Here is a 25,976-nt window from a genome sequence, read left to right as displayed (position 1 = left end):
CCGAGAGAACATTATGCTAGTAGTACGCGCCATCAACGCTTCTGACCTGGACGCCCTGTACGGCTTGGCCAGCCAGGTCGGCACCGGCATGACCACCCTCAAGCCGGATATGAAAATGCTGGGTGACCGCCTGGCCATCGCCTGCGCTTCGTTCGCCGAAACCATCCCGCCCGAAAAGCGCGACTACATGTTCGTCATGGAGGATACGGATACCGGCCGCCTAGCCGGCGTGTGCGCCATCAAGGGCGCCGTGGGCCTGGAAGAACCGTTCTATAACTACCGCATCGGCACCCTGGTCCATTCCAGCCGCGAACTTGACGTGTTTACGCGCATGGAAACCTTGTACCTGTCGAACGACCTGACGGGCAGCACGGAACTGTGCTCGCTGTTTTTGCATCCCGATTACCGCAGCGGCAACAACGGCAAGCTGCTGTCGAAAAGCCGCTTCCTCTTCATCGCCCAGTTCCCCCACCTGTTCACGGAAAAGTTGATCGCGGAGATGCGCGGCTACCAGGCGCCGGACGGCAGCTCGCCATTCTACGAGGGTCTGGGGCGCCACTTCTTCAAGATGGATTTCCACCACGTCGACGACTTGACGAGCCTCGGTAAAAAATCCTTCATCGCCGAGTTGATGCCCCGCCAGCCCATGTACGTGGCCTACCTGCCCGACGAGGCGCAGGAAGTCATCGGCAAGGTGCATCTGAGCACGGCGCCCGCGCGCCGCCTGCTGGAGCAGGAAGGCTTGCACTTCGAAGGCTATGTCGACATTTTCGACGCCGGTCCCGTGCTGCAGGCGCGCGTGTCCGAGTTGCGCGCCATGCGCGACAGCATGCCGGCCGTGCTTGACGCCGAGGCTGCGCCTGAAGTGTGCGGCGATGCCGTCCAGGCCGAGCCTTACCTGGTGTCGAATACCGACCTGAAAGATTTCCGCATGATCGTCACCAGCGCCAATCCGCACAGCGGCAAGATCGCGCTGGACGACGATGAACTGCATTTGCTGCGCTGCCATCACGGCGACACCGTGCGCACCTTGTCACTCAACCCGAGGAAGCATCCCCATGTCTAACGTATTTAATTCGTCTACCGCAGCATCGAACTTCATCAACGGCGCCTGGCTGCCAGGCACGGGCCGCGAACTGCTCACCATCGACCCGTCGAACGGCAAGCAGACCTGGGCCAGCCTGGAAGCGACGGAAAACGAAGTGGAGCAGGCTTGCCAGGCCGCCCGCGCCGCCTTTGAAGCATGGGCCGATACGCCCGTCGAAGAACGCATCGCCATCTGCGTGCGCTTCCGCGAGCTGCTGAAGGAGCACGCCGAAGCGCTGGCGCTGCTGATCTCGGAAGAAGTGGGCAAACCGCTGTGGGAATCGCGCACGGAAGTGGCCACCATGGCCAACAAGATCGATATCTCGGTGCAGTCGTACAACGCGCGCACGGGCATCACGCAAAGCAAGATCGCCGACGGCGACGCCGTGCTGCGCCACCGTCCGCATGGCGTGTTCGGCGTCTTCGGCCCGTACAATTTCCCCGGCCACCTGCCGAACGGGCACATCGTGCCGGCCCTGATCGCCGGTAACACCATCGTCTTCAAGCCCAGCGAATATGCGCCGCGCACGGCCATCAAAACCGTGCAGCTGTGGCAGCAGGCCGGCTTGCCGGATGGCGTCGTCAACCTCGTCAACGGCGGGCGCGACACGGGCGTCGCGTTGGGCGCCAATGCGCACCTTGACGGCGTGCTGTTTACGGGTTCCTGCCAGACGGGCATAAGCCTTCACCGCCAGTTCGGCGGCCAGCCGGGCAAGATGCTGGCGCTGGAAATGGGCGGCAACAATGCCCTCGTCGTGTGGGACGTGAAGGACGTGGACGCGGCCGTGCACCACGCGATTTTCTCCGCCTTTGTCTCCGCCGGCCAGCGCTGCACCTGTGCGCGCCGCCTGGTGGTGCAGGACAACGCCGCCGGTGCCGCGTTTGTCGAGCGCCTGGTGGAAGTGGCCGCGAAACTGGGCATCGGCGCTTCCGACGCGCAGCCGCAGCCATTCATGGGCCCTGTCGTATCGAGTGCCGTGGCCGCGCGCCTGGTACAGGCGCAGGCGGATATGGTCGCCAAGGGCGGCACCACCTTGCTGCAGATGCGCCAGCTCAATCCGCAGGCGGGTTTTGTCACGGCAGGTATCGTCGACGTCACCGATGCCGCCGGTATCCCCGACGAAGAGTGGTTCGGTCCACTGCTGCAGGTGATCCGCGTGGCCGATTTCGATGCGGCCCTGAAGGTGGCCAACGCCACCGAATTTGGCCTGGCCGCGGCGCTCTTGTCCGACGATCCGGCCCTGTGGCAAACTTTTCAAACGCGTGCTCGCGCCGGCATCATCAACTGGAACCGTCCGACGACGGGAGCGGCCAGCACGGCGCCGTTCGGCGGCATCGGCAAGTCGGGCAACCACCGTCCGAGCGCGTATTACGCGGCCGATTACTGCGCCTACCCGGTCGCTTCGATCGAGAACAGCGCGCTGGAAATGCCAGCCAAGCTGTCGCCCGGCCTGAATTTTTAAGGAAATCCCATGCACAGCACGCGCGAATACAACTTTGACGGCCTGGTCGGGCCATCGCATAACTATGCCGGACTATCGTTCGGCAACGTGGCCTCGTTCAGCAATGTGAAAAGCGCTTCGAATCCGAAGCAGGCCGCCTTGCAGGGCCTGGCCAAGATGCGCGCCCTGGCCGCGCGCGGCTTTGCGCAAGCCTTGCTGCCGCCGCAGGACCGGCCGAATTTCCGCCTGCTGCGCTCCATCGGTTTCACTGGGACGGACGCCGAAGTGCTGGCGCGCGCCTACAAGGAGTCGCCTGTCATCCTGGCCTGCGCGTATTCCGCCTCGCCCATGTGGACGGCGAATGCCGCCACGGTCAGTCCGTCGGCCGACACGCAGGATGGCCGCGTGCATTTCACGGCCGCCAACCTGAATAACAAGCTGCACCGCGCCTTCGAGCACGCGCAGTCGGCGCGCAGCCTGCGCGCCATTTTCAGCGACGACAGGCACTTCGCCGTGCACGAGGCGCTGCCCTCGACGCCGGCCTTTGGCGACGAGGGTGCGGCCAACCACACGCGCCTGGGCGCAAGCCACGGCGCGCCATCGGTTGAACTGTTCGTGTATGGTCGCGTGGAGTTCGACCCATCGGCGCCGTCGCCGAAGCGCTACCCGGCGCGCCAGACCCTGGAAGCGTCGCAAGCCGTGGTGCGCCTGCATGGCCTGGATGCGAAGCGCACCGTGTACGTGCAGCAGAATCCTGACGTGATCGACCAGGGCGTGTTCCATAACGACGTCATCGCCGTCGGCAATGGCAATGTGCTGTTCTATCACGAGCAGGCGTTTGCCGATGAAGAGGCAAGCCTGTCGCAGCTGCACCGCGCCGTCGCCGCCACGGGGGCCGATTTGCAGGCGCTGCGCGTGGACACGGGTCAGGTGCCGATCGCGGACGCCGTCAGCAGCTACCTGTTCAACAGCCAGTTGCTGACGAAAGAGGGCGGCAAGATGGCGCTGGTGATACCGCAGGAGTGCCAGGAAAACCGCGCCGTGTCGCGCTACCTGGAAGGCCTGGTGGCTGGCGGTGGTCCCATCGATGAACTGATACATTTCGATCTGCGCCAGAGCATGCGCAACGGCGGTGGGCCTGCGTGCCTGCGTTTGCGCGTGGCCCTGACGGAAACCGAAGCGCGCGCCATGCACCAGGGCGTGATCATGACGGAAACGCTGTACCATCGGCTGGTGCAGTGGGTGGAAAAACACTACCGCGACCATCTGGAACCGGGCGACCTGGCCGATCCGCAACTGGCGCTGGAAGTGCATGCGGCGCTTGAAGAATTGACGATCATCCTCAACTTACCGGGATTGTACGACTTGTAGGCGATAGACAATACACAGAAAAAATCCGAGACAGACTATCCGTAGCACAGACAGAATTGGACGGGCGACCCCCGTCTCTTGACACCGCTGCCGCCCAGCCACAAGCCCGAACGACAGCGTTGGACATTCACATTACCGTAATGGAGATGCAAGATGAATCACACGCCACAAGATTTGCGTACACAAACGCTGGAGCTGATTAACGCGGCTGGCAATGCAGGCAAGGCGGCAGCGCCTGTCGTGCAGCTGGTGCAGGCATGGCTCGACTCGCTCGACGCCGAAGACCTGGCCGACATCGCGCCGGACAGCCTGGCGCCCGTGCTGGTCGACGGCTTCACGCAAGCGGCCAAGCGCACCGGCAGCGGCTGCCAAATCGCCACCCTGCCTTATGCGGATGGCCGTGGCGGCATGGCGAGCGCCTTGCTGATCCTGAACGAAGACATGCCTTACCTGGTCGACTCCATCGTCATGGCCATGCGCCGCCAGCACCTGGCCGTGCGCGGCGTGATGAACACCGTGCTGCCCGTGCGCCGCGCCGCCGACGGCAGCGTGGAAGCGGTGCGCCAGTCGGGCGACCCGCTCGAATCGTACGTGCTGGTGCTGCTCGACGAAGAGCTGGCGCCGGAAGCCCTGGCCGCGCTGGTCGCCGCCCTGGAGACGGTCGCGCGTGACGCCGCCATCGTGCGCCGCGATGCCGCTGCCATGAGCGAGCGCCTGGCCGCCGTTGCCACGGCCGCATCGCAGCATGGCGAAGAAGGCGCGGAAGTGGCCGCCTTCCTGGAATGGGCACGCAGCGGCGGCTTTGAAGTGTTTGGCTACGCCTATTACCGCGTCAAGCCGGGCGTGCGCGAACTCGAACGCGACATTCCGAGCCGCGTCGGCGTGCTGCAGGATACGGCGCACCCCGTGTACGGCACCTGCCTGGCGAACATCCCGGGCGACTTCGACACCCTGGCCAAGCGCGACTCGGCGCTGTCCATCGTCAAGGCCGACGTGGCGGGTACTTTGCACCGCGACCAGCAGCTGGACTTCATCGGCGTGCGCGACATGGATGCGCAAGGCGCGATCCTGGGCGAGCATTGCTTCGTCGGCCTGTTCACCCGCGCCGGCAATTCCACTCCGCTGGCGGCGCTGCCGTTTGCGCGCGGCCGCGTGGCCAAGGTATTGAGCCTGGCAGGCGTGCGCCAGCAAGGCTTCCGTGCCGAGAAATTCCGCGAAATCCTCGAATCCCTGCCGCGCACGGAAGCGCTGGAAGCGGACCTCGACTGGCTGGCGCAAGTGTGCGGCGCCGTCGTCTCGCTGTACAAGCAGCCGCGTACCAAGGTCTTCGCGCGCCGCGACGTGTATGCGCGCCACCTGAACGTGCTGGTCTACCTGCCGCGTGAGCGCTACAGCGCCAGCGTGGCATCGAGCCTGGCAAAAGCCCTGCAAGCCAGTTCCGGCGCCACGCATGTGAGCACGCAGACCCTGGTGGCCGACGGCCCCCTGGCGCGCGTCTACCTGATCGCCCACGCCGCCCGCTACCCGCTGGATCTGGAAACGGATATCGAACAGCCATTGCTGGGCGTGCTCGATGGCTGGCATAACGGCTTTGCGGCCGTGGCCGACGCTGTGCCCGACGTGGCACTGCGTACCAGCCTGCGTAAACTGTGCGCTACTTTGCCGCTCGATTACGTGGCCGCCACCGCGCCGGCCGTTGCCTTCCGCGACCTCGACACCATCCTGCGCAATACCGATCCGGCGCACGTGGCCGTGCGCATCGAAACGGGCGCCGTTACGACGATCCGTTTGTACTCGGCCAACAAGGTGCCGCCGCTGTCGACCATCCTGCCGGCTCTGCACAATGCGGGCGTGGCGATCGACCGCGAACAGGCGTATTCGGTTTCGCTGTCCGACGGCACGCGCTATTTCGTCACCAGCCTGACGGTCGATGCCGCAAGCGCGGCGAAACTGGCGCAGCCATCGGTCGTCGCCGTGGCGCAGGAATTGTTTGCTTCCCTGTTCAACGACACGGCCGAAGATGGCCGCCTGAATGGCCTGGTCATTGAAGGGGGCTTGTCGACGCGTGAAGTGCAGCTGGTGCGCGCCTACACCAGCTACTGGCGCCAGACGGGCAGCCGCTTCTCGGTGCGCTACATTGCCGAAAGCCTGCGCAAGCAGCCGGCCCAGGTCAAAGCCCTGGTCGACGCTTTCCTGCAGCGCTTCGATCCGGCGCTGTCCGACGCGCAGCACGCGCTAGCCCTGGAGGCCATCGCTACCATCAAGGCCGGCCTGCCTTCCGTGAACCACGCCGATACCGAGGAAATCCTCGGCGCGCTGGCCGACCTGATGGCCGCCACGCTGCGCACCAGCTATTTCCAGAACAATCAAGCCGGCGACAAGATCATCTTCAAGTTCGACACCAGCAGCCTGGCGCTGGTACCAGAACCGCGTCCTTACCGCGAGATTTTTGTCTTCTCGCGCCGCTTCGAAGGCGTGCACCTGCGCGGCGGCCCTGTCGCCCGTGGCGGCTTGCGCTGGTCCGACCGCATGGAAGACTACCGCACGGAAGTGTTGGGCCTGGTCAAGGCGCAGATGGTGAAGAATGCCGTCATCGTGCCGGCCGGCGCGAAGGGCGGTTTTGTCTGCAAGATGATGCCGAAGGACGCCGTGCGTGAAACCATCGCGGCCGAAGGCGAAGCCGTCTACCGCCTGTTCATTTCCAGCCTGCTGGAAGTGACGGACAACCGCTCGCTGGGAAATATCGTCCCGCCAGTCGACACCGTGTGCTTCGACGACGCCGATCCTTACCTGGTGGTGGCCGCCGACAAGGGCACGGCCACGTTCTCGGACATCGCCAACGGCATCGCCGTGCAGCGCGGTTTCTGGCTGGGCGACGCGTTCGCTTCGGGTGGTTCGAACGGCTACGATCACAAGAAACTGGGCATCACGGCCAAGGGCGCATTCGAAGCCGTGAAGCGCCACTTCTATGAAATGGACCACGACCTGAACACCACCCCGATCACCATGGTCGGCGTGGGCGACATGTCGGGCGACGTGTTCGGCAATGGCGTGCTGCTGTCGCGCCAGCTGAAACTGGTGGCCGCATTCGACCACCGTCACATCTTCCTCGACCCGACACCGGACGTCGCCGTCTCGTTCGACGAACGCGCGCGCCTGTTCGCCTTGCCGCGTTCCTCGTGGGATGACTACAACAAGGACTTGATCTCGGCTGGCGGCGGCGTGTATCCGCGCTCCGCCCGCACGATCGAACTGTCGCCGCAAATCCGCGCCGCGCTCGATATTCAAGAGACCTCGCTGCCGCCGGAAGAACTGATGCACCGCATCCTGAAGTCGCCCGTGGACCTGTTCTACAACGGCGGCATCGGTACCTACATCAAGGCTTCCACCGAGACGCACGCACAGGTGAAGGACCGCGCGAATGACCATATCCGCGTCAGCGGCAATGAGCTGCGCGTAAAAGTCGTGGCCGAAGGCGGCAACCTGGGTGCGACCCAGGCCGGCCGTATCGAGTTTGCACTGACGGGCGGTCGCATCTTTACCGATGCGATCGACAATTCGGCCGGCGTGGATTGTTCGGACCATGAAGTCAACGTGAAAATCTGGCTGGACGTGGAAGTCAATGCGGGCAAGCTGACGGAAGCCGACCGCAATCGCGAGCTGTATGCGATGACGGACGACGTCGAGCGCCTGGTCTTGCGCGACAACACGCAGCAGACGCATTTGCTGGTGCGCGAATTGCAGGCGCAAAGCGAAAGCGCCGTGCAGGATGGCTATGCCGCGCTGATCGCCAGCCTGGAAGAAGAGGGTGCCCTGTCGCGCGAACTGGAGCAACTGCCGTCGGTGGCCGAACTGGCGCGCCGCAAGGCCGACGGCCGTGGCTTGACCACGCCGGAACTGGCCGTGGTGATCGCCAACGTGAAGAACCGCTTCAAGCGCATCCTCTCAAGCCTGCCGTTGACCGGTGAAACCTGGGCCGAGCCAGTCCTGAAGCCTTACTTCCCATCCTTGCTGGTGGAAACCCGTTCGGCGCTCGACCACCCGCTGGCCAACGCCATCCTGGCGACCGTGCTGGCCAATGAAGTGATCAACCGTTGCGGTCCGCTGATGATCCGCAACCTGGCGGCGGAGCACGGCGTGGACGAGTCCAGCGTGATCCTGGCTTGGGGCCAGGCTTGGGTGGCGCTGAACCTGGCGCCCGTGTTCGACGCGCTCGATGCGGACGCGCTGACGATCCCACGCGACGTGTCGATCAAGGTCGATGCGCAAACGCGCGTGCTGCAGCAGACGATGATCGCCGGCGTGCTGTCGGTGCCTGCCGAACAGTTGCGCGGCGCCGGCCTGGCCGAACTCACGCGCCTGTTTGGCGCGGAATCGAAGCGCGACCTGCTGAAAGCCGTCGGCATCAAGTCGGAAGCGGCGCTGGTGCCGGGCTTGACGCCAGCCTTCGTGCAGGCGTGGGATGCGGTCGATGCGCTGGAAGTCGTCGCCGGCTTCCTGTTCCCGGCCCTGTCCGTGCCCCGTCCTGCGGCGATGGACCTGGCGGCCTTCCTGCAAGTGGGCCTGGCCCTGCGCAGCCAGGCGGGTATCGGCACGCTGGAGCGTGGCTTGAAGCTGGCCGCGCAAGGCAAGTCGCAGGAACAGTTGCGCAACTACGCGCAGCAAGCGCTGCGCCGCACGCAACAGCGTCTGCTGACGCAGGTGCTGGCGCGCGCCGAGCAAGGCAATGCAGGCCAGGCTGTCGATGCGGTGACGGGCGCGCTGGGCCTGTCGGCCTATGTGGCGGCGACGGAACTGGAGCAAGCCATGCTGGACGTGTGGACCTTGTCGGAAGCCGTGAATAAAATCACGGCGAAACCCATAGCGGAAGCGGCGGTGTAATGACGCAAGCAGTAACGCAGGTAGTAACCCAGGTAGTAGCGGGCGCTGGCGGCTTGCCGCCAGCCGTGCAGGCGCTGGCGCAGGCCGATTTCAGCGGCGTGGCGCAGCTGTTCGCCAACGCCGGTTTCACGGTGGCCTTGCCGGCGCCCGGCATGCTGCAAGTCGTCAAGCCGCAGGCCGATGCGGGGCGCGCCAGCGTGGCCGTCTCGGTGGGCGTGCATGGCGACGAAACGGGGCCGATCGAAGTGCTGGCGCATCTGCTCGACGCCCTGTCGCGCGATGCGTCGACGCTGGCCGTCGACCTGCTCGTTTGCGTGGGCAATGTCGATGCGATCCGGGCCGGCAAGCGTTTCATCGACGCCGACCTGAATCGCATGTTCCGTCCCGTGCGGGGGAGTTTGGCGCAAGCGGCGGAAAGCGCGCGCGCCGATGAAATGATCGCTGCGACAGCAGCGTTCTTTGACGCGGCGGGCTCCGTGCGCTGGCACCTGGATTTGCACACGGCCATCCGGCCTTCCGTGTACCCCACGTTTGCCATCGTGCCCGACCTGGTGGCCGACGACGCCAAGGCACAGCTGATCGATTGGCTGGGCCAGGCGGCCATCGGCGCCATCATCATGAACCCGCAGTCGGCCGGCACCTACAGTTATTACTCGGCCGAGCATTTCGGCGCGGCCGCCAGCACGGTGGAGCTGGGCCGCGTGGGTACCCTGGGGCAGAACGATTTGTCCCTGTTCGACGATGTGTCGCGGGCGCTCGATGGCCTGTTGCGCGGCTTGCCTGCGCAGCCGATCAGGGCGCAACCGCACGTGTTCAAGGTGGCGCAGGAAATCATCAAGCACAGCGATGAATTCCGCATGGCGTTTGACCGCAGCACGCAAAATTTCACGTCCCTGCCGCAGCATGCCGTGATCGCCAGCGATGGCGAGCAGGTGTACACGGTGCAGCATGCGGAAGAACTGGTGGTGTTTCCGAACCCGGACGTGCGTGTGGGCTTGCGCGCGGGGCTGATGGTGGTGCGCGTCTCTTGATTGTCCAGTAATCGTCTAGCCTCACAGGCGCCAGCCGGGGAAACCCGCCTGGCGCTTTTTTCATGGGAAAAATGCCGCACGGAAATAATTATCCATTAGGCAATCAGTTGATTTAAAATATTTACCCTTTGCAATTTTTTTGGACCGATCATGTTGAAACGCCTGCTGACAGCCCTGCTGTGCCTGACCCTTTCCAGCCTGACGGCTGCCGCCCCCGCCGAAGAGAAGGCAGCCGCACCGGAAATGACGGCCGAGCAATTTCTTGCCCAGTTGCACCTGCAGCGCGGCAAGATCACCTTGCCAGGCGGCATCGCCACTCTGGATTTGCCCGCCAGCTTCCGTTATTTGTCGCCGGCGGACGCCGAGCGCGTGCTGGTCGATGCCTGGGGTAATCCGCCGGGCATGGAATCGCTGGGCATGATCGTGCCTGCCAAGACCAGCGTGCTCGAACGCGACAGCTGGGGCGTGGTGGTGACGTATGAAAAGGAAGGGCATATCAAGGATGACGATGCGGACAGTATCAAGTACGACGAATTGCTCAAGGATATGCAGGCGTCCGTGCTGGAAAACAATGCGGAACGCAAGAAGCAGGGTTATCCCGGCATCCATCTGATGGGCTGGGCGGAAAAACCCAGCTATGCCAAGGACACGCACAAGCTGTACTGGGCCAAGGACTTGATGGTCGATGGCGGCGAGCACTCGCTCAACTACAACGTGCGCGTGCTGGGCCGCGAAGGCGTGCTGAACCTGAACGCGATCGCCAGCATGCAGCAGATCGAGGCGATCAAGAAAGAGATGCAGCAAGTGACGGCGTTCACGGAATTTACCGAGGGTAACCGCTACACGGATTTCGACAGCAAGACGGACAAGGTGGCCGAATATGGCCTGGCGGCGCTGGTGGCGGGCGGCGTGGCCAGCAAGCTGGGCCTGTTTGGCAAACTGCTGGCGCTGTTGCTGGCCTTCAAGAAAGTGCTGATCCTGGCCGTGGTGGGCGGCGGCGCTGCCATCGTCCGGTTCTTCAGCGGCAAGCGCAAGGAGAAGCCGGCGCCGCAGCCACTGCCGCCGTCAGAGCCGGCGGAACAGCCCGGCCATGCGCCGGATGGCAAGGTGAATCTGGAAAAGTAAGCTGAACTGGGCCGCTCGGTGCGCTGGCGCACAGGAGTGGCATGGTGCGCGCTGCCGGAAGACGGCGCCTCGGGTACACTGGCTCATCGTTCATTCTCAGGAGTCCGCCATGTCCGTGTCCATGTATCAGGCAACCATTCCCGTCTTCATCCGCGGCTTGCGGGTCGTTTCGTCCTTGCTGGAAAAGGCGCAAGCCCATGTGGAGGAAGATGGCATCGTGCCCGAGATTTTATTGGGCGCGCAGCTGGCGCCCGACATGCTGGATCTGACGGCGCAGGTGCAGCGCGCCAGCGATACGTCGAAGATGTCGGTCGAACGCCTGAGCGGCGTACCGGCGCCGAAGTTCGAGGATAACGAAGCGTCGTTCGAGCAGCTGCAGGAGCGCATCGCCAACACCATCGCCTACATCGACAGCGTGAATGCGGGCCAGATGGCGGGCAGCGCGCAGAAGGAAGTGGTGCTGAACTGGACCGACGAGGGCAAGAAATTCTCGGGCGACAATTACCTGCTCAGCTTTGCCTTGCCGAATTTTTATTTCCACGTCTCCATGGTCCACGCCATCCTGAGAAACAATGGCGTGGCCGTGGGCAAGCTCGACTATCTTGGCCCTTACGATTGACAGGCCTGAAAAACCGTCGCGAGCGGCGATGATTTGTGGCCGAGAAGCGCAACTGTGTTGAAGCACAGTGAGCATCGCAGGCCGCAAAGCGCGACGCGCAGCAGGTTTTTTATCGCTGTGGCTGCTGTTGGACCTGGTTCTGCACAGCATTGCCCAGCATGCCGCCGCCGATCACGCCGGCCACCGTCGCCAGCGCCTTGCCGCGACCGCCACCGACCTGATTGCCGATCAAGCCGCCGATGACGGCGCCCGTGCCGATGCCCACGTAGTTCGGTTGTGCCGGCGCCGGTGCAGGCACTGGCTGCGGCTGGCGTACGGGTTCGCGGTAAGCCGTGTCGCGGTAGCCATCATTGTTATCGTTGTAGGCAGGACGCGCCTGCGCCACTTGCGTGTGGTGCACGACGCGCTTGTGCACGACGGGCGCCGGTGCCGGTGCCGGGGCGGCTTGGGCCACGACAGGCGCGGCGAGCGGGGCCGCCACGGGCGCTGCCAGGGCCGCGGCGCTGGCCGGCGTCATGGCGGCCACGTCGGCAGGGATGGCTGGCGTGGCAGGCACATTGGCCCGCGAATTGGGCAGGATGCCGGCGATGGACGCCGCGCCCACCAGGCACAGGACGGTCACGGAAATGGCGGCGCCGGCCATCAAGGGGTGGATGCGGCTGGCGGTAGTCGTCGTGTTCATGTGTTCTCCTGGGGGGCAAGGTGTTGCGCTGTTGTTGATGTGTCCAGATTAACGGTCGCGCCGGCCCAAGGCTAGCCCTTGCGCTGTATCAAACGTAAGCAGGTGTAAGCCGCGCTTTCCAAAGCACAGTAGAATCGGTGCATTCCCTTTTCCGGAGTCCGCCATGAGCCAGTTATTCACGCCATATGCACTGGGGCCGCTGCTCGTGGCCAACCGTATCGCCATCGCGCCCATGTGCCAGTACTCGGCCGACAACGGCAACGCCACCGACTGGCACATGATCCACCTGGGCCACCTGGCCCTGTCCGGGGCGGGCTTGCTGATGACGGAAGCGACGGCCGTCTCGCCCGAGGGACGCATCTCGGCCGAAGACCTGGGCCTGTGGTCGGACGCGAACCAGGCTGCGCTGGCCAACGTGGTGCAGGCGATCCGCCGCCACGCGCCGATTCCACTGGTGGTGCAACTGGGCCACGCGGGACGCAAGGCGTCGAGCCGCGCGCCCTGGCAGGGCGGCGCCTGCGTGCACCTGGCCGAGGGCGGCTGGCAAACGGTGGCGCCGTCCGCCATCGCCCACTCTCCCGGCGAAACCGTGCCGATCGCCCTCGATGAAATGGGTTTGTTGCAGATCAAGGGCGCGTTTGTCGCGGCCGCCCAGCGCGTGCATGCGCTCGGCATCGAAGGCATCGAACTGCATGCGGCGCACGGTTATCTGCTGCACCAGTTCCTCTCGCCCCTGTCCAATCACCGTACCGACGTGTATGGCGGCAGCCTGGAAAACCGCATGCGTTTTCCGCTGGAAGTGTATGAAGCCGTGCGCGCCGCCGTGCCCGACAGCGTGGCCGTGGGCGTGCGCCTTTCCGCCACCGACTGGGTCGAGGGCGGCTGGGAAATCGAACAAAGCGTGCGCTTCGCGAAGGAACTCAAGCAGCTGGGCGCCGACTTCATCCACGTCTCCAGCGGTGGCATTTCGCCACAGCAGCAAATTCCCGTGAGTCCCGGCTATCAGGTGGCGTTTGCCGAGCGCATCAAGCGCGACAGCGGCTTGCCCACCATCAGCGTGGGCTTGATCACGGAAGCGCAGCAGGCGGAAGACATCATTGCGCAAGGTCAATCCGACATGGTGGCGCTGGCGCGCGCCATCCTGTTCGACCCGCGCTGGCCCTGGCATGCGGCGGCCCAGCTGGGCGCGCAAGTGCAGGCGCCACCGCAGTACTGGCGCTCGCAGCCGCGCGAATTCAAGCACCTGTTCGGCGACACGACCCTGGGCCAGCGCTAGGAGTCCCGGCCGGGGGCATCTTTTGTCGGTGGCCGGCGGCTGGAGGGCTAAGGCGTATGCGTAAAGGCGGGTCCCGTGGCGCTCACCCCCACTGCGGAGCGGCCATCGATCAGCATGCCAACCGAGCGGCCAAAGAAGAAGCTCGCCCCCATGTTCAAGGTCAGGTAAGGCGCGCCCACGGCGCCGGCCAAGCCCTCAAACGCATGGGCGGTCGGATGCGCGGTGAACGCGGCCGATGCGTCCACGGTGAGGATGGAGACGCTCGACACCGTGCCGGCGCGGCCGGTGTTCGAGGCCGTGAGCGACAGGGCGCCGCCGGGGCAGAAGAAGGAGGAGATTGCTCCACTGCAGGAGATGAAGTTGCCGCCAGCCGGGAAGAAGTTAATGCTCGAGCCGCTGTCGATGAAGCTGTTGCTCAAGGTACGGCCATTGAAGTCCGACGAAAAGTAGCCGAGATTGGTGGCGCCCAGTACCGAGCTGCCCGCTGGCAGGGCATTGTTCGAGCGGGTTCCCAGGCCGAAGATCAGCATGCCCTCGGCGCGCTCGGCAACGTGGTTCGACAAGGGGGGCAGGATGATGATGTTGCCATTGTTGTCGGCCCCAAAGCCCGTGAGGGGATTGCCAACCTGGTCCGCCAGCGGCACTGGAATTTGGCGGCATGGAACCGAGGAGCACGCGTAGTAGACGGGCGCGGCAAAGACCGTGCACGCGGAGCCGCAGTCTTGCGCGAACAAGCCCACGCCAATGATGCCCTTGGCGCCCACGTCCGCCGCCGTTTTCAGCATGGTGCCCTGGGTTTGGCACGATGCAGGGATGCTGGCAAATTTGGCACCCGGATCGGCGATGATCTGGATGGCCATGTTGGTGGCCAGCTTGCCGCCTTGATTGGTGCCGCCCATGCGGATGTCGGCCTTGCGGACGCTGCCCCAGGTGGTGCCGGAAATGAAGGAAATGCACTGGCCCAACGGTTCACCGCCTGAAGTGGCACTGGCCAGGCTGCCCAGCAGCTGGGAGGGCACGTCGGCGGCAAACACGCGCAGTCCGACCGAGCCGGTGTCAACCAGGACATGGTCGATGACGGCGCAGTTGTTGGTGTTGCCCGGAGCGCAAATTTTGACATCCACAAAGATCGCGTTCGGCGTGTTGCCGTTGCCGTTTGCAGGACCGGCATCGACATAGATAGGCGCGACATTGTCGTCGCCGATGACGGCGGCGACCGGATTCAACGGCGAGCCGCCGGGCTTGTTTTCCGGAGGCTTGATGATGATCGGCGGATCGACGGGGGTGACGGGCGGATTGGTGACGACCGGAGGCTCCACCACCACAGGCGGGCTGACGACGGGAGGCGCCACCACGGGCGGGGTCACGGGCGGGTTAGTCTGCACGGGAGGAGGGGTTGACGAGCCGGACCCGCCGCCGCAGGCGCTCAGGGCGAGGGTGGCGAACAGGGCAAATGCCGCGGACAACAATGGCAGGCGGAAGCGGTGCGCGAAGGAGGGTGTTTTCATGGAATCCTTGAGGGGGTGAATTGGGAGAGGCGCTTAGCGCAGTGTCGCCAGGTCGAAGCCTGCCGGCAGCCGGGAACTCAGGTAGGAGTAGCCCGAATAGGCGCGCAGGTGTCCGCTTGAAACGATGGTCCAGTCGCCGGCGGTGGCATTGAGCAGGCGCGGCGAACGAATCCGCGACGAACGCTGGGCGACCTGGGCGCGATCGAGGGAGGGTTTGTAGGCGCCCAGCAGGGATGCCAGGTCAGGCATGGTCGGGGCGGCCCACGACACGGCGAATACGAAGCCGCCGGCATCCGCAAACTCCGTGGCGACACCGCCATCGGGCAGGACTATCCTGTGGCTGGAATACGGCAAACTCGTCGAGGCCGATGCGTCCAGGACGGTTGAAAAGGAGCGCGCATGCATGGCCCTGGCATCGGCGACGGGCCCTTGGGCCGGCGAGATGATGTCGCCCAGGCCTGCCTGGGCAGCAGGGGAGAAAATACCCAGCAGGCATGCCAGGATGGCGGGACGCATGGCAGGCAGCGCAGGCGACGAAGCGGCTGCCATCGCCAGCTGGTTTGTGCGCCGCGCCGGGCCACTACGTGGATAATTAAACATACCGACACCTCTTCATTTGCTAATCATAAATAATCGCCCCTCTTTTCCGCTTGCATCCTTGCGCGGATTCAGGAAAGGCGTCTCTATTTGGAAATTTCCTCAAGGAAACATGCTGATAAGAAAAGTCCTGCTGCGAAGCCATTGCATGACGCGCGCATAACATCGTCTTGCCATCGAATGCCGCTCCAGCATCGGGTTCCACCGCTGCGATGGGCAGACGATGAAATTCTTGCTTTGCGACAAGATGAAAAATACCGCAGCCGTGGAGAATAAGATTGAATCTGTGCGACAAATGCTGATTGATATGACAAAAATTCCGCGTGACCCGCATCGGGCAATAGCTTTCATCTTCTGCTAAACTCCGGTTTCTTCCACTATTCATTCCGGACACTTCGACATGCGCCATTGATACTGCCGTGCTGTGCACGGCCTCGCCCTTCCCGCCACAGCGCCTTTGCGCCGCGCGGGTTCGCCAGCCCTGTCTGCACGTACAAGGAGTATCCATGCCCGCATTACTACAACTCGACCGTCTTTCCTTCGTGCTGCCCGATGGCCGCACCCTGTTTTCCGATTTGCAATTCGCGTTTGCCCCGCATCGTATCGGCCTCGTCGGCGATAACGGTGTGGGCAAGAGCGTGCTGGCGCGCCTGCTGGCATGCCAGGCGCAGCCGTCTTCTGGTGCCGTGCGCTGTGACGGCGCCGTGCATTACGTGGCGCAGGAACTCGATCCGCAGCGCTATCCCACCGTGGCGGCCCTCGCCGGCGTGGCCAGCTTGCTGGCGGCGCTGGCGCGCATCGCCGAAGGCAGCATCGACGAGGCCGACTACGCCCTGGTGGGAGACCGCTGGGATGCCCATGCGCGCTTGCGCCAGGCGCTCGACGCGCTTGATTTATCTCATGTCGATGCCGACACGCCGACGGCTGGCCTGAGCGGTGGCGAGCGCCAGCGCATCGCCCTGCAAGGCGCCTGGCTGTCGCAGGCGGACTGGCTGGTCCTCGATGAGCCGAGCAATCACCTTGATGTCCATCAACGTGCCCGCCTGGTGGCGCAAATGGCGCGCTGGCCGGGCGGCTTGCTGCTGATCAGCCATGACCGCGGCTTGCTGCAGTACGTCGATGAAATTGTCGAGCTGTCGCCGCAGGGCTTGCGCAGCTATGGCGGCAATTACGCCATGTTTGCGCAGCAGCGCGCGCTGGAGCAGGCTGGCTACGCCGCCGCCCTGCAGGCGGAAAAGGCCGGCGCCAGGCGCGAACAGCGCGAGGCGCAGCAACAGGCAGAACGCCAGCAGAAACGGGTGACGCGCGGTGAGCGCGAGGGCCGCGAAGGCAATCAAAGCAAACTGCTGCTGGACGCGAAAAAGGAGAAAAGCCAGGATAGCCAGGGCAGGCTGCGCGTGCGCGCGCAAGAGGCGCAGCAGGCGCGCCAGCAAAGGGTGATGGACGCCAGCGCCCGCTGCGCGCCCGAGGCCGAACGGCTGCTGCTGGCGCCCGGGAGTGGCGTGCCGAACGGGAAACTGATCCTGGAGCTGCGCGCATTGGTCTTGCCGCATGGCCAGACGCACGCCATCAACCTGGTGCTGAGCGGCCCGCGCCGCCTGGCCGTGACGGGAGACAATGGCAGCGGCAAGTCGACCCTGCTGCGCGTGATCGCGGGACAGCTTGCGCCCGCCAGCGGCGCGCTGCGCTGCCATGCGCAGGTGGCTTGGCTGGACCAGCATGCTGGGCTGCAAGACGGCGAGTGGAGCGCCGTGCAACGCTTGCAGGAACGCAACAGCATTGTGCCGGAAGGCGAGCTGCGCACGCGGCTGGCGCTGCTGGGCATTGCCGGCGCGCGCGCCACCATGCCCAGCCGTTTGCTGAGCGGGGGCGAGCGCATGAAGGTGGCGCTGGCGGCCGAACTGTATGCGCAGACGCCGCCGCAATTGCTGCTGTTAGATGAACCCGAGAATCATCTGGACCTGGCCAGCCTGCAGGCGCTCGAGCAGATGCTGCTGCAATATCAGGGGGCGTTACTTGTGGTTTCGCATGACCGGGCATTTCTGGAGGCGATAAACCTTGACCCGGAGGGCTTGACATTGCACAAGTGACAATTGAATGAAAAAATACACGCTCGATGCCTGGAGAGCATGCTTCATGAACCGATGCTGAATTTTGTTTGATTGTCGGTATAATCCACTGAATAACCGGGCCTATTTGTGAACTAAAACTGCTGGTTCACCAATATGATGACGTTTAATCTGGCACTGTTGTCGGTCACTGCCGCGCTGCCAGGGCGTCATCCTCCGTGCCCTGCCGTGCATGAATTTTGGTTTCGCTTATATTGTTTTCTTGGAGAAATAGCATGTCGTTTTACGAAAAACTCAAAGCCCTCAACATCGAATTGCCAGTCGTTGCCGCACCAGCTGCCGCTTACGTGATGCATGCCCGCACGGGCAACACCGTCTTCCTGTCCGGCCACCTGGCCAAGAAGGATGGCAAGGTCTGGGTGGGGCAACTGGGCAAGGACGTCACTACGGAAGAAGGCAAGATCGCTGCGCGCGGCATCGCCATCGAACTGATCGCCACATTGCAAGACGCGTGCGGCGGCGACTTGAGCAAGGTCAAGCGCATCGTCAAGGTCATGAGCCTGGTCAATTCCACTTCCGAATTCACGGAACAGCACCTGGTGACCAATGGCGCCTCGGAACTGTTCGTCGAAGTCTTCGGCGACAGCGGCAAGCACGCCCGCTCCGCCTTCGGCGTGGCGCAAATCCCGCTGGGCGCTTGCGTCGAGATCGAACTGATCGCCGAACTGGCCTGATCACCTGAGCATGCCGGCGCCTGTCGCCGGCTCGCCTTTTCCTCCTTTCCAGCAAGAGCGGAACCGCCATTGGGGTGGAGGGATCGGTGTATTCAAGAAAAAAACGGAGACACGTAATGAAAACGAGTGAACAAGGCTTGCACCGCGGCCTGGGCGAGCGGCAGATTCGCCTGATGGCGCTGGGCGCCGCGATTGGCGTGGGCCTGTTTTTGGGTTCCGGCAATGCGATCAAGATGGCCGGTCCCGGCATCATGCTGTCGTACATCATCGGTGGCGCGGTCATCTTCATGATCATGCGCGCGCTGGGCGAAATGGCCGTGCACAACCCTGTGGCTGGTTCCTTCAGCCGCTATGCCCAGGATTACCTGGGGCCCCTGCAAGGCTACCTGACGGGCTGGAACTACTGGTTCCTGTGGCTGGTCACGTGCGTGGCGGAAATTACCGCCGTCGCCATCTACATGGGCATCTGGTTCCCCGATGTGCCGCGCTGGATCTGGGCCCTGGCGGCCCTCGGCTCCATGGGTGCGATCAACTTGCTGGCCGTGAAAGCCTACGGCGAATTCGAATTCTGGTTTGCCCTGATCAAGGTGGTCACCATCATCCTGATGATCGTCGGCGGCACGGGCATGATCATCTTCGGTTTCGGCAACGGCGGCGTGGCCATCGGCATTTCCAACCTGTGGACGCATGGCGGCTTCTTCCCGAATGGCGCGCAGGGCGTGCTGATGTCGCTGCAGATGGTGATGTTTGCCTACCTGGGCGTGGAAATGATCGGCCTGACGGCTGGCGAAGCGGCCAACCCGAAGAAATCGATTCCCGACGCCATCAATTCCGTGTTCTGGCGCATCCTGATTTTCTATGTCGGCGCACTGTTCGTCATCCTGTCGATTTACCCATGGAATGAAATCGGCACCACCGGCAGTCCCTTCGTCATGACGTTCGAACGCCTGGGCATCAAGACGGCCGCCGGCATCATCAACTTCGTCGTGCTGACGGCAGCCTTGTCGTCGTGCAATGGTGGTATCTTCAGCACGGGCCGCATGCTGTACAACCTGGCGCTGCAAGGCCAGGCACCGAAGGCGTTTGCGGAAACGACGGCCAGCGGCGTGCCGCGCCGCGCCATCCTGGTATCCGTGTTTGCCCTGCTGCTGGGCGTGCTGCTGAACTACCTGGTGCCGGAAAAAGTGTTTATCTGGGTCACCTCGATTTCCACCTTCGGCGCCGTCTGGACCTGGGGCGTGATCCTCGTCACGCAAATCCAGTTCCGCAAGACCTTGACGCCGCTGGAAATCAAGAACCTGGCCTTCCGCATGCCGTTCGCGCCCTACGGTTCCTGGATTTCGCTGGCTTTCCTGGCGCTGGTGATCGGCCTGATGGCGTATTTCCCCGATACGCGCATCGCCCTGATGGTGGGACCGGCCTGGCTGATCCTGCTGACGGTGCTGTACTACGCGCTGGGCCTGGCGCCGAAAGACCGCCGCGATGACGTGCCGCAAGGCTACGAAGCGGGTTGGCCGCCGGCCGATGTGCCGCACGGCAAGAAGTAATCCAGCCTAGTTGAGCTGAATCAAAAGCGCGCCCCTGCACTTGCAGCGGCGCGCTTTTTCTTTCATATTGGCCATTCCATGCAGCACTAACGCCAGTGCGCGTTTGATGGCGCACGCCTGGCGTTGTTTCCTTGCATCAAAGTTCTGTTTAGCTGAACCGATGAAAGCCCTATAATCGCTTAGTTTTGAAAATGGACGCGATCTTTCCGGTTTTTTGCCAGGTGGGGCCGGAGTGCTATTTGTTTTTACCCGTCATGCGAAAATACGTGTGCCTCATAAAGGAATGCTAGTGAGCCAAACCCTGGTCCAGAAACTTTGCCGCACCAAGCCGATCGATACCACGGTCGAATATGGTGAAGGCCTCAGCAGCAGTGGCTTGAGCCGGTCCATCGGCCTGTTTTCCCTCACCATGATCGGCGTGGGCGCCACCATCGGCACGGGCATTTTCTTTACCATGGTCGAAGCCGTCCCCAAGGCGGGCCCATCGGTCGTCCTGTCTTTCCTGATCGCCGCCATCACGGCCGGCCTGACGGCCCTGTGCTATGCGGAGCTGTCGTTCCGCATTCCCGCCTCCGGCTCCTCGTATTCGTTTGCCTACGCCACCGTGGGCGAGTTCCTGGCCTTCATCATGGCCGCCTGTCTGCTGCTGGAGTACGGCTTGGCGGGCAGTGCCGTGGCCATCGGCTGGTCGTCCTACCTGAACAACTTCCTGGAAAATGCCTTCGGCTGGCACATTCCCGAGATGCTGCGCACGCCGATGATCGTTTCCGGCCCGCATGGCATGGAGTTTCATGCCGGCCACATCAACTTGCCGCCCATCTTCTTGATCTGCATGTGCGGCTTTTTGCTGCTGCGCGGCGCCAAGGAATCGGCCCTGATGAACGCCATCATGGTCATCATCAAACTGGCGATCCTCGTGTTTTTCATCGTCATCGCGTTTTCCGGCTTCAATGCTGACAATTTCTTCCCCTTCTTCAATGCCGACAATAGCAAGGGCTTTGCCGGCATGACGGGCGTGACGGCGGCGGCCGGCACTGTCTTCTTCTCCTTCATCGGCCTCGATACGGTGGCGACGGCCGGTGACGAAGTGAAAAATCCCACGCGCAATGTGCCGCGCGGCATCCTCGGCGCCTTGCTCATCGTCACCGTATTTTATTTGCTGGTGGCCGTGGCCGCCCTCGGCGCGCAACAGGCGAAATTGTTCGAAGGCCAGGAAGCGGGCCTGGCGGTGATCCTGCAAAACGTCACGGGCAAGACCTGGCCCGCACTGGTGCTGTCGGCCGGCGCCGTCATTTCCGTCTTCAGCGTGACCCTGGTGACGATCTATGGCCAGACGCGCATCCTGTTTGCCGTCAGCCGCGACGGCCTGATCCCGAAGTCGTTCCAGAAGATCCACCCGCGCACCTTGGTGCCGGTGAGCAATACCATCATCGTTTGCCTGGTGGTGGCCGTGGTGGCCGGTTCCGTCGATGCCACGTACCTGTGGGACATGGTCAGCATCGGTACCTTGACAGCCTTCATGGTGGTGTCGATTGCCGTGCCCGTGCTGCGCCACAAGCAGGGCGCGAACCGCATCGAAGGCTTCAGCGTGCCGTTCGGGCCGTATGTGATTCCCGGCCTCAGCGTGCTCGCTTGCCTGTACATCATGCGCGATTTGCCGCATACGACGTTTGTCGTGTTCAGTGTGTGGATGGCGGTGACGGTAGCCATTTATTTCCTGTACAGCATGCGGCATTCGCACCTGGGCAAGAAGGCCCGCTAATGCAGTCTGTTCCATCCGAAACCGCCGCACTTGCCGGCGGTTTTTTTTATTTCTAACCGGAATTTACATGATGAAAATAACTGATCTGGCCGCTTGCGGCTTGCTGGCAAGCAGCCTTCTGGGCACCCTGGCACAGGCCGCTTCTGCCACCGAGCCGGCCTTGCGCGATTACCGCGCCGTCGCCCTGTCGGCCAATGGCCAGCGCATCGCCGCCATCGAATCGAGCAGGGCGGGCGAACTGCCGCAGCGCCCGCATGCGGTCATCGTCGTGCGCGACGCCGCCAACGGCGCCGTCGTGCAGCAATTCGATCCGTGCGCCGTGTGTTCCTACGACAAGCCCAGCTGGTCGCCCGATGGCCGGCAGCTGGCTTTTGTCGGCTACGACGCTAAGGCCGGCATGGCGCAACTGTACCTGGCCACGATGACACAGGCGCAAGCCCAGGTATTGACGAGCATCAAAGGTGTGGCCAGTACGGCGCGCTGGTCGCCGGATGGCAAGCAGTTGGCCCTGCTCGCGACGGTGGGTGCGCGCAAGCTGGCCGGCGCCGTGGAAGCGGGTGCGCGCCAGGTGGGCGAAGTGGGCAGCGAAGACGATGCCCAGCGCATCGCCGTCGTGCCGGCCAGCGGCGGCGAGCCGCGTCTGCTGTCGCCCGGCGACACCTATGTATATGAATACAGCTGGACGCCCGATGGCCGCGGCTTTGTCGCCACCAGCGCGCAAGGCAATGGCGACAGCAACTGGTGGGTCGCCAAGCTCAGCCATATTGATGCGGCCACGGGCGCCTTGCGCGTGATCGCGTCGCCGGCCATGCAGCTGAACCTGCCATCGGTCTCGCCGGACGGCAAGACGGTGGTCTTCATCGGCGGCCTGATGAGCGATTTCGGCTCCATCGGCGGCGATATCTACACCGTACCGCTGGCTGGCGGCATGCCGCGCAATCTCACGCCAGACTATCGCGGCACCTTCAATGGCGTCGTCTGGCGCGGCGCCGGCTTGCTGGCAACGGCCCTGATCGACTCGCAGCTGGCGCTGGTGCCCATCGATGCGCAAAGCGGCCCGGCCCGGCCTGTGCTGCTCGGTGAGCTCAGCAGCAGCGGCAGCGATGGCCGCCTGTCGTTCAGCGCCGATGGCCGTCACGCCGCTGCCGCCCAGGAAAATTTCACGCACGCCAGCTACCTGGTGGCGGGACCGGTGGGGCAGTTGAAAAAGATTACGCGCGACAATGACGGCTTTGCGCCGCAACTGACGGTGCAGAACGTGGGCTGGAACAACGAGCAATACAAGGTGCAAGGCTGGCTGCTGGGGCCGTTGAAGGCGGATGCAGGCAAGCGCTACCCGATGGTCGTCAACGTGCATGGCGGCCCGGGCGCTGCCGCCTCGCCCCGTTACGTGGGAGCGAGCACCCTGATCCATGAATTGACGCAAAAGGGTTATTTCGTCTTTCTGCCCAATCCGCGCGGCAGCTTTGGCCAGGGCCAGGCCTTTACGCGCGCCAACATGGCCGACTTCGGCGGCGGCGACTGGCGCGACATCCTGGCCGGCATTGATGCCGCGCAAAAAGTGGCGCCCATCGATGGGGACCGCCTGGGCCTGATCGGCCATTCGTATGGCGGCTTCATGACCATGTGGGGCGTCACGCATAGCGACCGCTTCAAGGCGGCCGTGGCGGGCGCGGGCGTGTCGAACTGGATCAGCTATTACGGCCAGAACGGCATCAACCAGTGGATGATCCCGTTCTTTGGCGCCTCCGCGTATGACAATCCGGCCGTCTACCGCAAGGCTTCACCCATCGAATCGATCAAGGCGGCCAAGACGCCGACCCTGATCTACGTGGGCGAGCGCGACGTGGAAACGCCAGCTGCCCAGTCGCTGGAATTCTGGCACGGCTTGCGCGCCATGGGCGTGCCGTCCAGCCTGTTCATCTACGACGGCGAAGGCCATTCCTTCCGCAAGCCCGAGCATCAGCGCGACTTGCAGAAGCGCACCATCGGCTGGTTTGAGCAGTATCTGAAGTAAGTTGCGCCAGCTTAGCGCGGCGCTACAATATGCACGATCGCCGCGCTATGTATCACGATCTTGTCCGCATCTGCCTGTAACAAGCGGATGCGGCGCTGCACCAGAGGCCAGCCCGACCAGGCCACGTCGCTGACGGGCGGCGCGGCAGGCACTGCCAGCGGGGCGCTGATGGCGGCCTGGTTGTCGAGCTGTTCCAGCGCGCGCGACAGGGTCAGACACACTTGCGTATGGCTGTGGCCAAGCAGGGCGTTGACGGGCGCGACGGGCAGCTGGCTGGCATGCCGGCCCAGGATGGAGCGCAGCGCCGCCACGTGGGCGACCAATAAATAATTTTGCACGATGAACAGGTTGATGTCTTCCACGGCCCGCTGCTTGCTGGCCGGTTCATCGAGCATGCGCACCAGCGCCGAGCTGAGCGCAGCCAGGCTGTCCATCAATCGCTTGCGCTCGATGCGGTAGGCGAAGTCATCGAAACATTTCCCCTGCAGCAGCGCGAAGCTGGCCTGCATATAGCTCACATTCACATTCAGCACCTGGCGCACCAGCCGTGGCAGGCTCTGGTATTCCCAATTGGCCAGCACGAAGCTGAACACGGTCGCCACTGCCGCGCCGATCAGGGTATCGATCAGGCGCTCGCTGACGAGGTTCGGGTTGCTGGGCGCCACCAGGTGCATTTGCAGCAGAATCATCAGGCTCACGGCGATGGCCGTGTAGCGGTAGCGCAAATAGATGAAGGTGGGCGTGGCCACGATGGAGAGGAACAGGATGGCCATCAGCACGATATTGCTGTGCACGAAGCGGATCACGATGGCCGTGATGATGCAGCCGATGATGGTGCCGATGATGCGGTCGGCGCGGCGCTGGCGCGTCATGCTGAACGTGGGGCGCAAGATGATGACGATGGTCAATACGATCCAGTAGCTGTGCGCCGCATATGGCAGCCAGTGTCCGATCAGCAATCCCACCGAGATGGCCATCGAGACGCGCAGGGCGAAGCGGAACACGGGCGAGTCCGGGCGCAGATTCGACAGCAGGGTTTTCAGTTCGTATTTCTGCTGCGACAAGAACGGCGCCATGTCCGCGCCGCTCCAGAACGGCACGTTGTCATACACTTTCTGGCTGGCCAAGTGCAATTCCGCGATCATTTTCAGAATGGCGCGGATCTTGTTGCGCTGCGCGCGCAGGGTGGCCAGCGCTTCCTGCGCAGCATCGCCTTTTGCGTGCAGACGGGCAATTTCCTCTTCGATATCGGCCCATTCCTTGTCGTAACTGATCTGCGCATACGAGGCGCGCTTGCGCGTGACGGCGTAGGCCACGGCTTCGATGTCGCGCGCCGCCTTGTAAGCCAGGTCGTGCAAGGATTTCAGCACGTCGGAGTCCGCCAGGTGCTGGCGCAGCAGCGCGTAATCCGTGTGCGTGGAGAGTATCAGTTCATACAGATCCAGCATGCACACGTGCACCTGCACGACGATAGCATCCTTGCTGTTCTTGTGGCTGCGCAAGATCAAGTCGCGCGATGCCTGCTGGCGGTCGGCCAGGATGCTTTGATGGCGCACAAGCTTGTTGAACTGTTCCGTCAGGTTAAAACGGGTGTCGTAGAAATCGGCCTTGATGTCGATGTAGGCGGCCAGTTCGAACAGGGCTTCGGCCAGCACTTGCTGCTTGATGCGGTGGCGCAAGACCCAGGCGATGGCCATGGCGTAGGCCAGATAGATGAGGCCACCGAGCATGAACAGGCCCGCATGGTGGAACGATTGCTGCCACGTCATCTGGTGCTCCATCGACATGGTCATGATGAACAGGGCGGCCAGCTGCAAGGGCATGGATTTCTTGCCGTACACCACCATCATGCTGGCGAGGAAACTCACGAGCACGAGCACCGTCATCAACAGCCACTGCACGGGGCCGCACAGGCTGATTAGCAAAGTGACGGCGCTGCACAGCAGCACGGAAGCGAGCATCTCATTGAACTTGTGGCGCAGCGGGCTGGGCATGTCCATCAGGGTTGTGCACAGGGCGCCGATGCACACCGTCATGGCGGTATTGCTGTCGCTGATTTCCTGGGTCAGCAAGGCCAGGCCGACGAGACCGATGGCCACGCGCAAGCCCAGGTAAAAATAATGGCTGTAAATAAAGGTGCGCAGGTTCAGTGCGTAGTGCATGGGATTACCTTGTGGGCAGGGCACAGAAAGAGGCGCCGCACCGGGGTCTCCGATGCGGCGCCAGGAT

At 63.4% G+C, this 25,976-nt stretch carries 18 protein-coding genes; 13 read left to right on the top strand and 5 right to left on the bottom strand.

The window, feature by feature from the left end; genetic code table 11:
* Positions 1-13: 13 nt before the first annotated feature.
* The 7 genes from astA to O3298_RS07845 all read left to right on the top strand — a co-directional run bounded on the left by astA (position 14) and on the right by O3298_RS07845 (position 11,555).
* Positions 14-1,066, top strand: coding sequence for an arginine N-succinyltransferase (astA, locus tag O3298_RS07875; RefSeq protein ID WP_305057974.1), 1,053 nt, complete (start codon positions 14-16; stop codon positions 1,064-1,066).
* Positions 1,059-2,549 carry a succinylglutamate-semialdehyde dehydrogenase gene (gene astD / locus O3298_RS07870; RefSeq protein WP_305058935.1) on the top strand — a complete coding sequence of 497 codons (1,491 nt, stop codon included), beginning with the start codon at positions 1,059-1,061 and terminating at the stop codon, positions 2,547-2,549. The genes astA and astD overlap by 8 nt, the downstream gene beginning before the upstream one ends.
* A 9-nt stretch (positions 2,550-2,558) precedes the next feature.
* Positions 2,559-3,899: an N-succinylarginine dihydrolase gene (astB, locus tag O3298_RS07865; protein ID WP_305058934.1), complete on the top strand. Its 1,341-nt coding sequence runs from the start codon at positions 2,559-2,561 to the stop codon at positions 3,897-3,899.
* Positions 3,900-4,052: 153 nt separating this feature from the next.
* Positions 4,053-8,780 (top strand): NAD-glutamate dehydrogenase domain-containing protein, encoded by a 4,728-nt coding sequence (locus O3298_RS07860; protein WP_305058933.1) that lies wholly within the window; start codon positions 4,053-4,055, stop codon positions 8,778-8,780.
* Positions 8,780-9,811 (top strand): succinylglutamate desuccinylase, encoded by a 1,032-nt coding sequence (locus tag O3298_RS07855; protein ID WP_305058932.1) that lies wholly within the window; start codon positions 8,780-8,782, stop codon positions 9,809-9,811. Before O3298_RS07860 ends, O3298_RS07855 begins: the two co-directional genes overlap by 1 nt.
* A 150-nt stretch (positions 9,812-9,961) precedes the next feature.
* On the top strand, positions 9,962-10,936 hold the full coding sequence (locus O3298_RS07850) for a DUF2167 domain-containing protein (protein ID WP_305058931.1): 975 nt from the start codon (positions 9,962-9,964) through the stop codon (positions 10,934-10,936).
* A gap of 109 nt (positions 10,937-11,045) precedes the next feature.
* Positions 11,046-11,555 (top strand): DUF1993 family protein, encoded by a 510-nt coding sequence (locus O3298_RS07845; protein WP_289907259.1) that lies wholly within the window; start codon positions 11,046-11,048, stop codon positions 11,553-11,555.
* 109 nt (positions 11,556-11,664) lie between these two features.
* On the opposite strand, the gene O3298_RS07840 is transcribed toward O3298_RS07845, so the two are convergent.
* Positions 11,665-12,237 (bottom strand): glycine zipper 2TM domain-containing protein, encoded by a 573-nt coding sequence (locus tag O3298_RS07840; protein ID WP_289917795.1) that lies wholly within the window; start codon positions 12,235-12,237, stop codon positions 11,665-11,667.
* A 163-nt stretch (positions 12,238-12,400) separates the two neighbouring features.
* Between O3298_RS07840 and O3298_RS07835 the strand changes: the two genes are divergently transcribed.
* Complete coding sequence (locus tag O3298_RS07835; RefSeq protein WP_305058930.1) at positions 12,401-13,513, top strand: NADH:flavin oxidoreductase/NADH oxidase; 1,113 nt, start codon at positions 12,401-12,403, stop codon at positions 13,511-13,513.
* A 47-nt stretch (positions 13,514-13,560) separates the two neighbouring features.
* Here O3298_RS07835 and O3298_RS07830 read toward each other — a convergent pair whose 3' ends face one another.
* The 3 genes from O3298_RS07830 to O3298_RS07820 are packed head-to-tail and all read right to left on the bottom strand — an operon-like array spanning position 13,561 to position 16,048.
* Positions 13,561-15,021, bottom strand: coding sequence for a DUF3443 family protein (locus O3298_RS07830; protein ID WP_305058929.1), 1,461 nt, complete (start codon positions 15,019-15,021; stop codon positions 13,561-13,563).
* A 33-nt stretch (positions 15,022-15,054) separates the two neighbouring features.
* Positions 15,055-15,621, bottom strand: coding sequence for a DUF2844 domain-containing protein (locus tag O3298_RS07825; protein ID WP_305058928.1), 567 nt, complete (start codon positions 15,619-15,621; stop codon positions 15,055-15,057).
* A 19-nt stretch (positions 15,622-15,640) separates the two neighbouring features.
* Positions 15,641-16,048 carry a hypothetical protein gene (locus tag O3298_RS07820; RefSeq protein WP_305058927.1) on the bottom strand — a complete coding sequence of 136 codons (408 nt, stop codon included), beginning with the start codon at positions 16,046-16,048 and terminating at the stop codon, positions 15,641-15,643.
* Positions 16,049-16,124: 76 nt separating this feature from the next.
* Here O3298_RS07820 and O3298_RS07815 point away from each other — a divergent pair, with 76 nt between their 5' ends.
* From O3298_RS07815 to O3298_RS07795, 5 genes are all read left to right on the top strand, one after another.
* Positions 16,125-17,708 (top strand): ABC-F family ATP-binding cassette domain-containing protein, encoded by a 1,584-nt coding sequence (locus O3298_RS07815; RefSeq protein ID WP_305058926.1) that lies wholly within the window; start codon positions 16,125-16,127, stop codon positions 17,706-17,708.
* 254 nt (positions 17,709-17,962) lie between these two features.
* A complete protein-coding gene (locus tag O3298_RS07810) occupies positions 17,963-18,421 on the top strand; it encodes a RidA family protein (RefSeq protein WP_076571881.1) in 459 nt (152 codons plus the stop codon).
* Positions 18,422-18,537: 116 nt separating this feature from the next.
* A complete protein-coding gene (locus O3298_RS07805; RefSeq protein ID WP_099666226.1) occupies positions 18,538-19,968 on the top strand; it encodes an amino acid permease in 1,431 nt (476 codons plus the stop codon).
* Positions 19,969-20,257: 289 nt separating this feature from the next.
* The gene (locus O3298_RS07800; protein ID WP_099666227.1) at positions 20,258-21,730 is read left to right on the top strand and encodes an amino acid permease; all 1,473 of its coding nucleotides are present in this window, start codon (positions 20,258-20,260) and stop codon (positions 21,728-21,730) included.
* A gap of 67 nt (positions 21,731-21,797) precedes the next feature.
* Positions 21,798-23,747 carry a S9 family peptidase gene (locus O3298_RS07795; protein ID WP_305058925.1) on the top strand — a complete coding sequence of 650 codons (1,950 nt, stop codon included), beginning with the start codon at positions 21,798-21,800 and terminating at the stop codon, positions 23,745-23,747.
* A gap of 11 nt (positions 23,748-23,758) precedes the next feature.
* Here the strand turns inward: O3298_RS07795 and O3298_RS07790 are convergent, their stop codons facing one another.
* Positions 23,759-25,909, bottom strand: a complete 2,151-nt coding sequence (locus O3298_RS07790) for an FUSC family membrane protein (RefSeq protein WP_305058924.1) — start codon at positions 25,907-25,909, stop codon at positions 23,759-23,761.
* Positions 25,910-25,976 lie beyond the last annotated feature (67 nt).

It is taken from the genome of Janthinobacterium sp. SUN137, from assembly GCF_030587265.1.
GTDB lineage: Bacteria > Pseudomonadota > Gammaproteobacteria > Burkholderiales > Burkholderiaceae_D > Janthinobacterium > Janthinobacterium kumbetense.
Note: the sequence above shows the minus strand (reverse complement) of the source record. Positions and strands in the feature narration are given on the sequence as shown.

Excerpts from the sequence above, each read along its gene's own strand:
- astA (WP_305057974.1), top strand. The coding sequence starts at position 14 with ATGCTAGTAGTACGCGCCATCAACGCTTCTGACCTGGACGCCCTGTAC.
- astD (WP_305058935.1), top strand. The coding sequence starts at position 1,059 with ATGTCTAACGTATTTAATTCGTCTACCGCAGCATCGAACTTCATCAAC.
- astB (WP_305058934.1), top strand. The coding sequence starts at position 2,559 with ATGCACAGCACGCGCGAATACAACTTTGACGGCCTGGTCGGGCCATCG.
- O3298_RS07860 (WP_305058933.1), top strand. The coding sequence starts at position 4,053 with ATGAATCACACGCCACAAGATTTGCGTACACAAACGCTGGAGCTGATT.
- O3298_RS07855 (WP_305058932.1), top strand. The coding sequence starts at position 8,780 with ATGACGCAAGCAGTAACGCAGGTAGTAACCCAGGTAGTAGCGGGCGCT.
- O3298_RS07850 (WP_305058931.1), top strand. The coding sequence starts at position 9,962 with ATGTTGAAACGCCTGCTGACAGCCCTGCTGTGCCTGACCCTTTCCAGC.
- O3298_RS07845 (WP_289907259.1), top strand. The coding sequence starts at position 11,046 with ATGTCCGTGTCCATGTATCAGGCAACCATTCCCGTCTTCATCCGCGGC.
- O3298_RS07840 (WP_289917795.1), bottom strand. The coding sequence starts at position 12,237 with ATGAACACGACGACTACCGCCAGCCGCATCCACCCCTTGATGGCCGGC.
- O3298_RS07835 (WP_305058930.1), top strand. The coding sequence starts at position 12,401 with ATGAGCCAGTTATTCACGCCATATGCACTGGGGCCGCTGCTCGTGGCC.
- O3298_RS07830 (WP_305058929.1), bottom strand. The coding sequence starts at position 15,021 with ATGAAAACACCCTCCTTCGCGCACCGCTTCCGCCTGCCATTGTTGTCC.
- O3298_RS07825 (WP_305058928.1), bottom strand. The coding sequence starts at position 15,621 with ATGTTTAATTATCCACGTAGTGGCCCGGCGCGGCGCACAAACCAGCTG.
- O3298_RS07815 (WP_305058926.1), top strand. The coding sequence starts at position 16,125 with ATGCCCGCATTACTACAACTCGACCGTCTTTCCTTCGTGCTGCCCGAT.
- O3298_RS07810 (WP_076571881.1), top strand. The coding sequence starts at position 17,963 with ATGTCGTTTTACGAAAAACTCAAAGCCCTCAACATCGAATTGCCAGTC.
- O3298_RS07805 (WP_099666226.1), top strand. The coding sequence starts at position 18,538 with ATGAAAACGAGTGAACAAGGCTTGCACCGCGGCCTGGGCGAGCGGCAG.
- O3298_RS07795 (WP_305058925.1), top strand. The coding sequence starts at position 21,798 with ATGATGAAAATAACTGATCTGGCCGCTTGCGGCTTGCTGGCAAGCAGC.
- O3298_RS07790 (WP_305058924.1), bottom strand. The coding sequence starts at position 25,909 with ATGCACTACGCACTGAACCTGCGCACCTTTATTTACAGCCATTATTTT.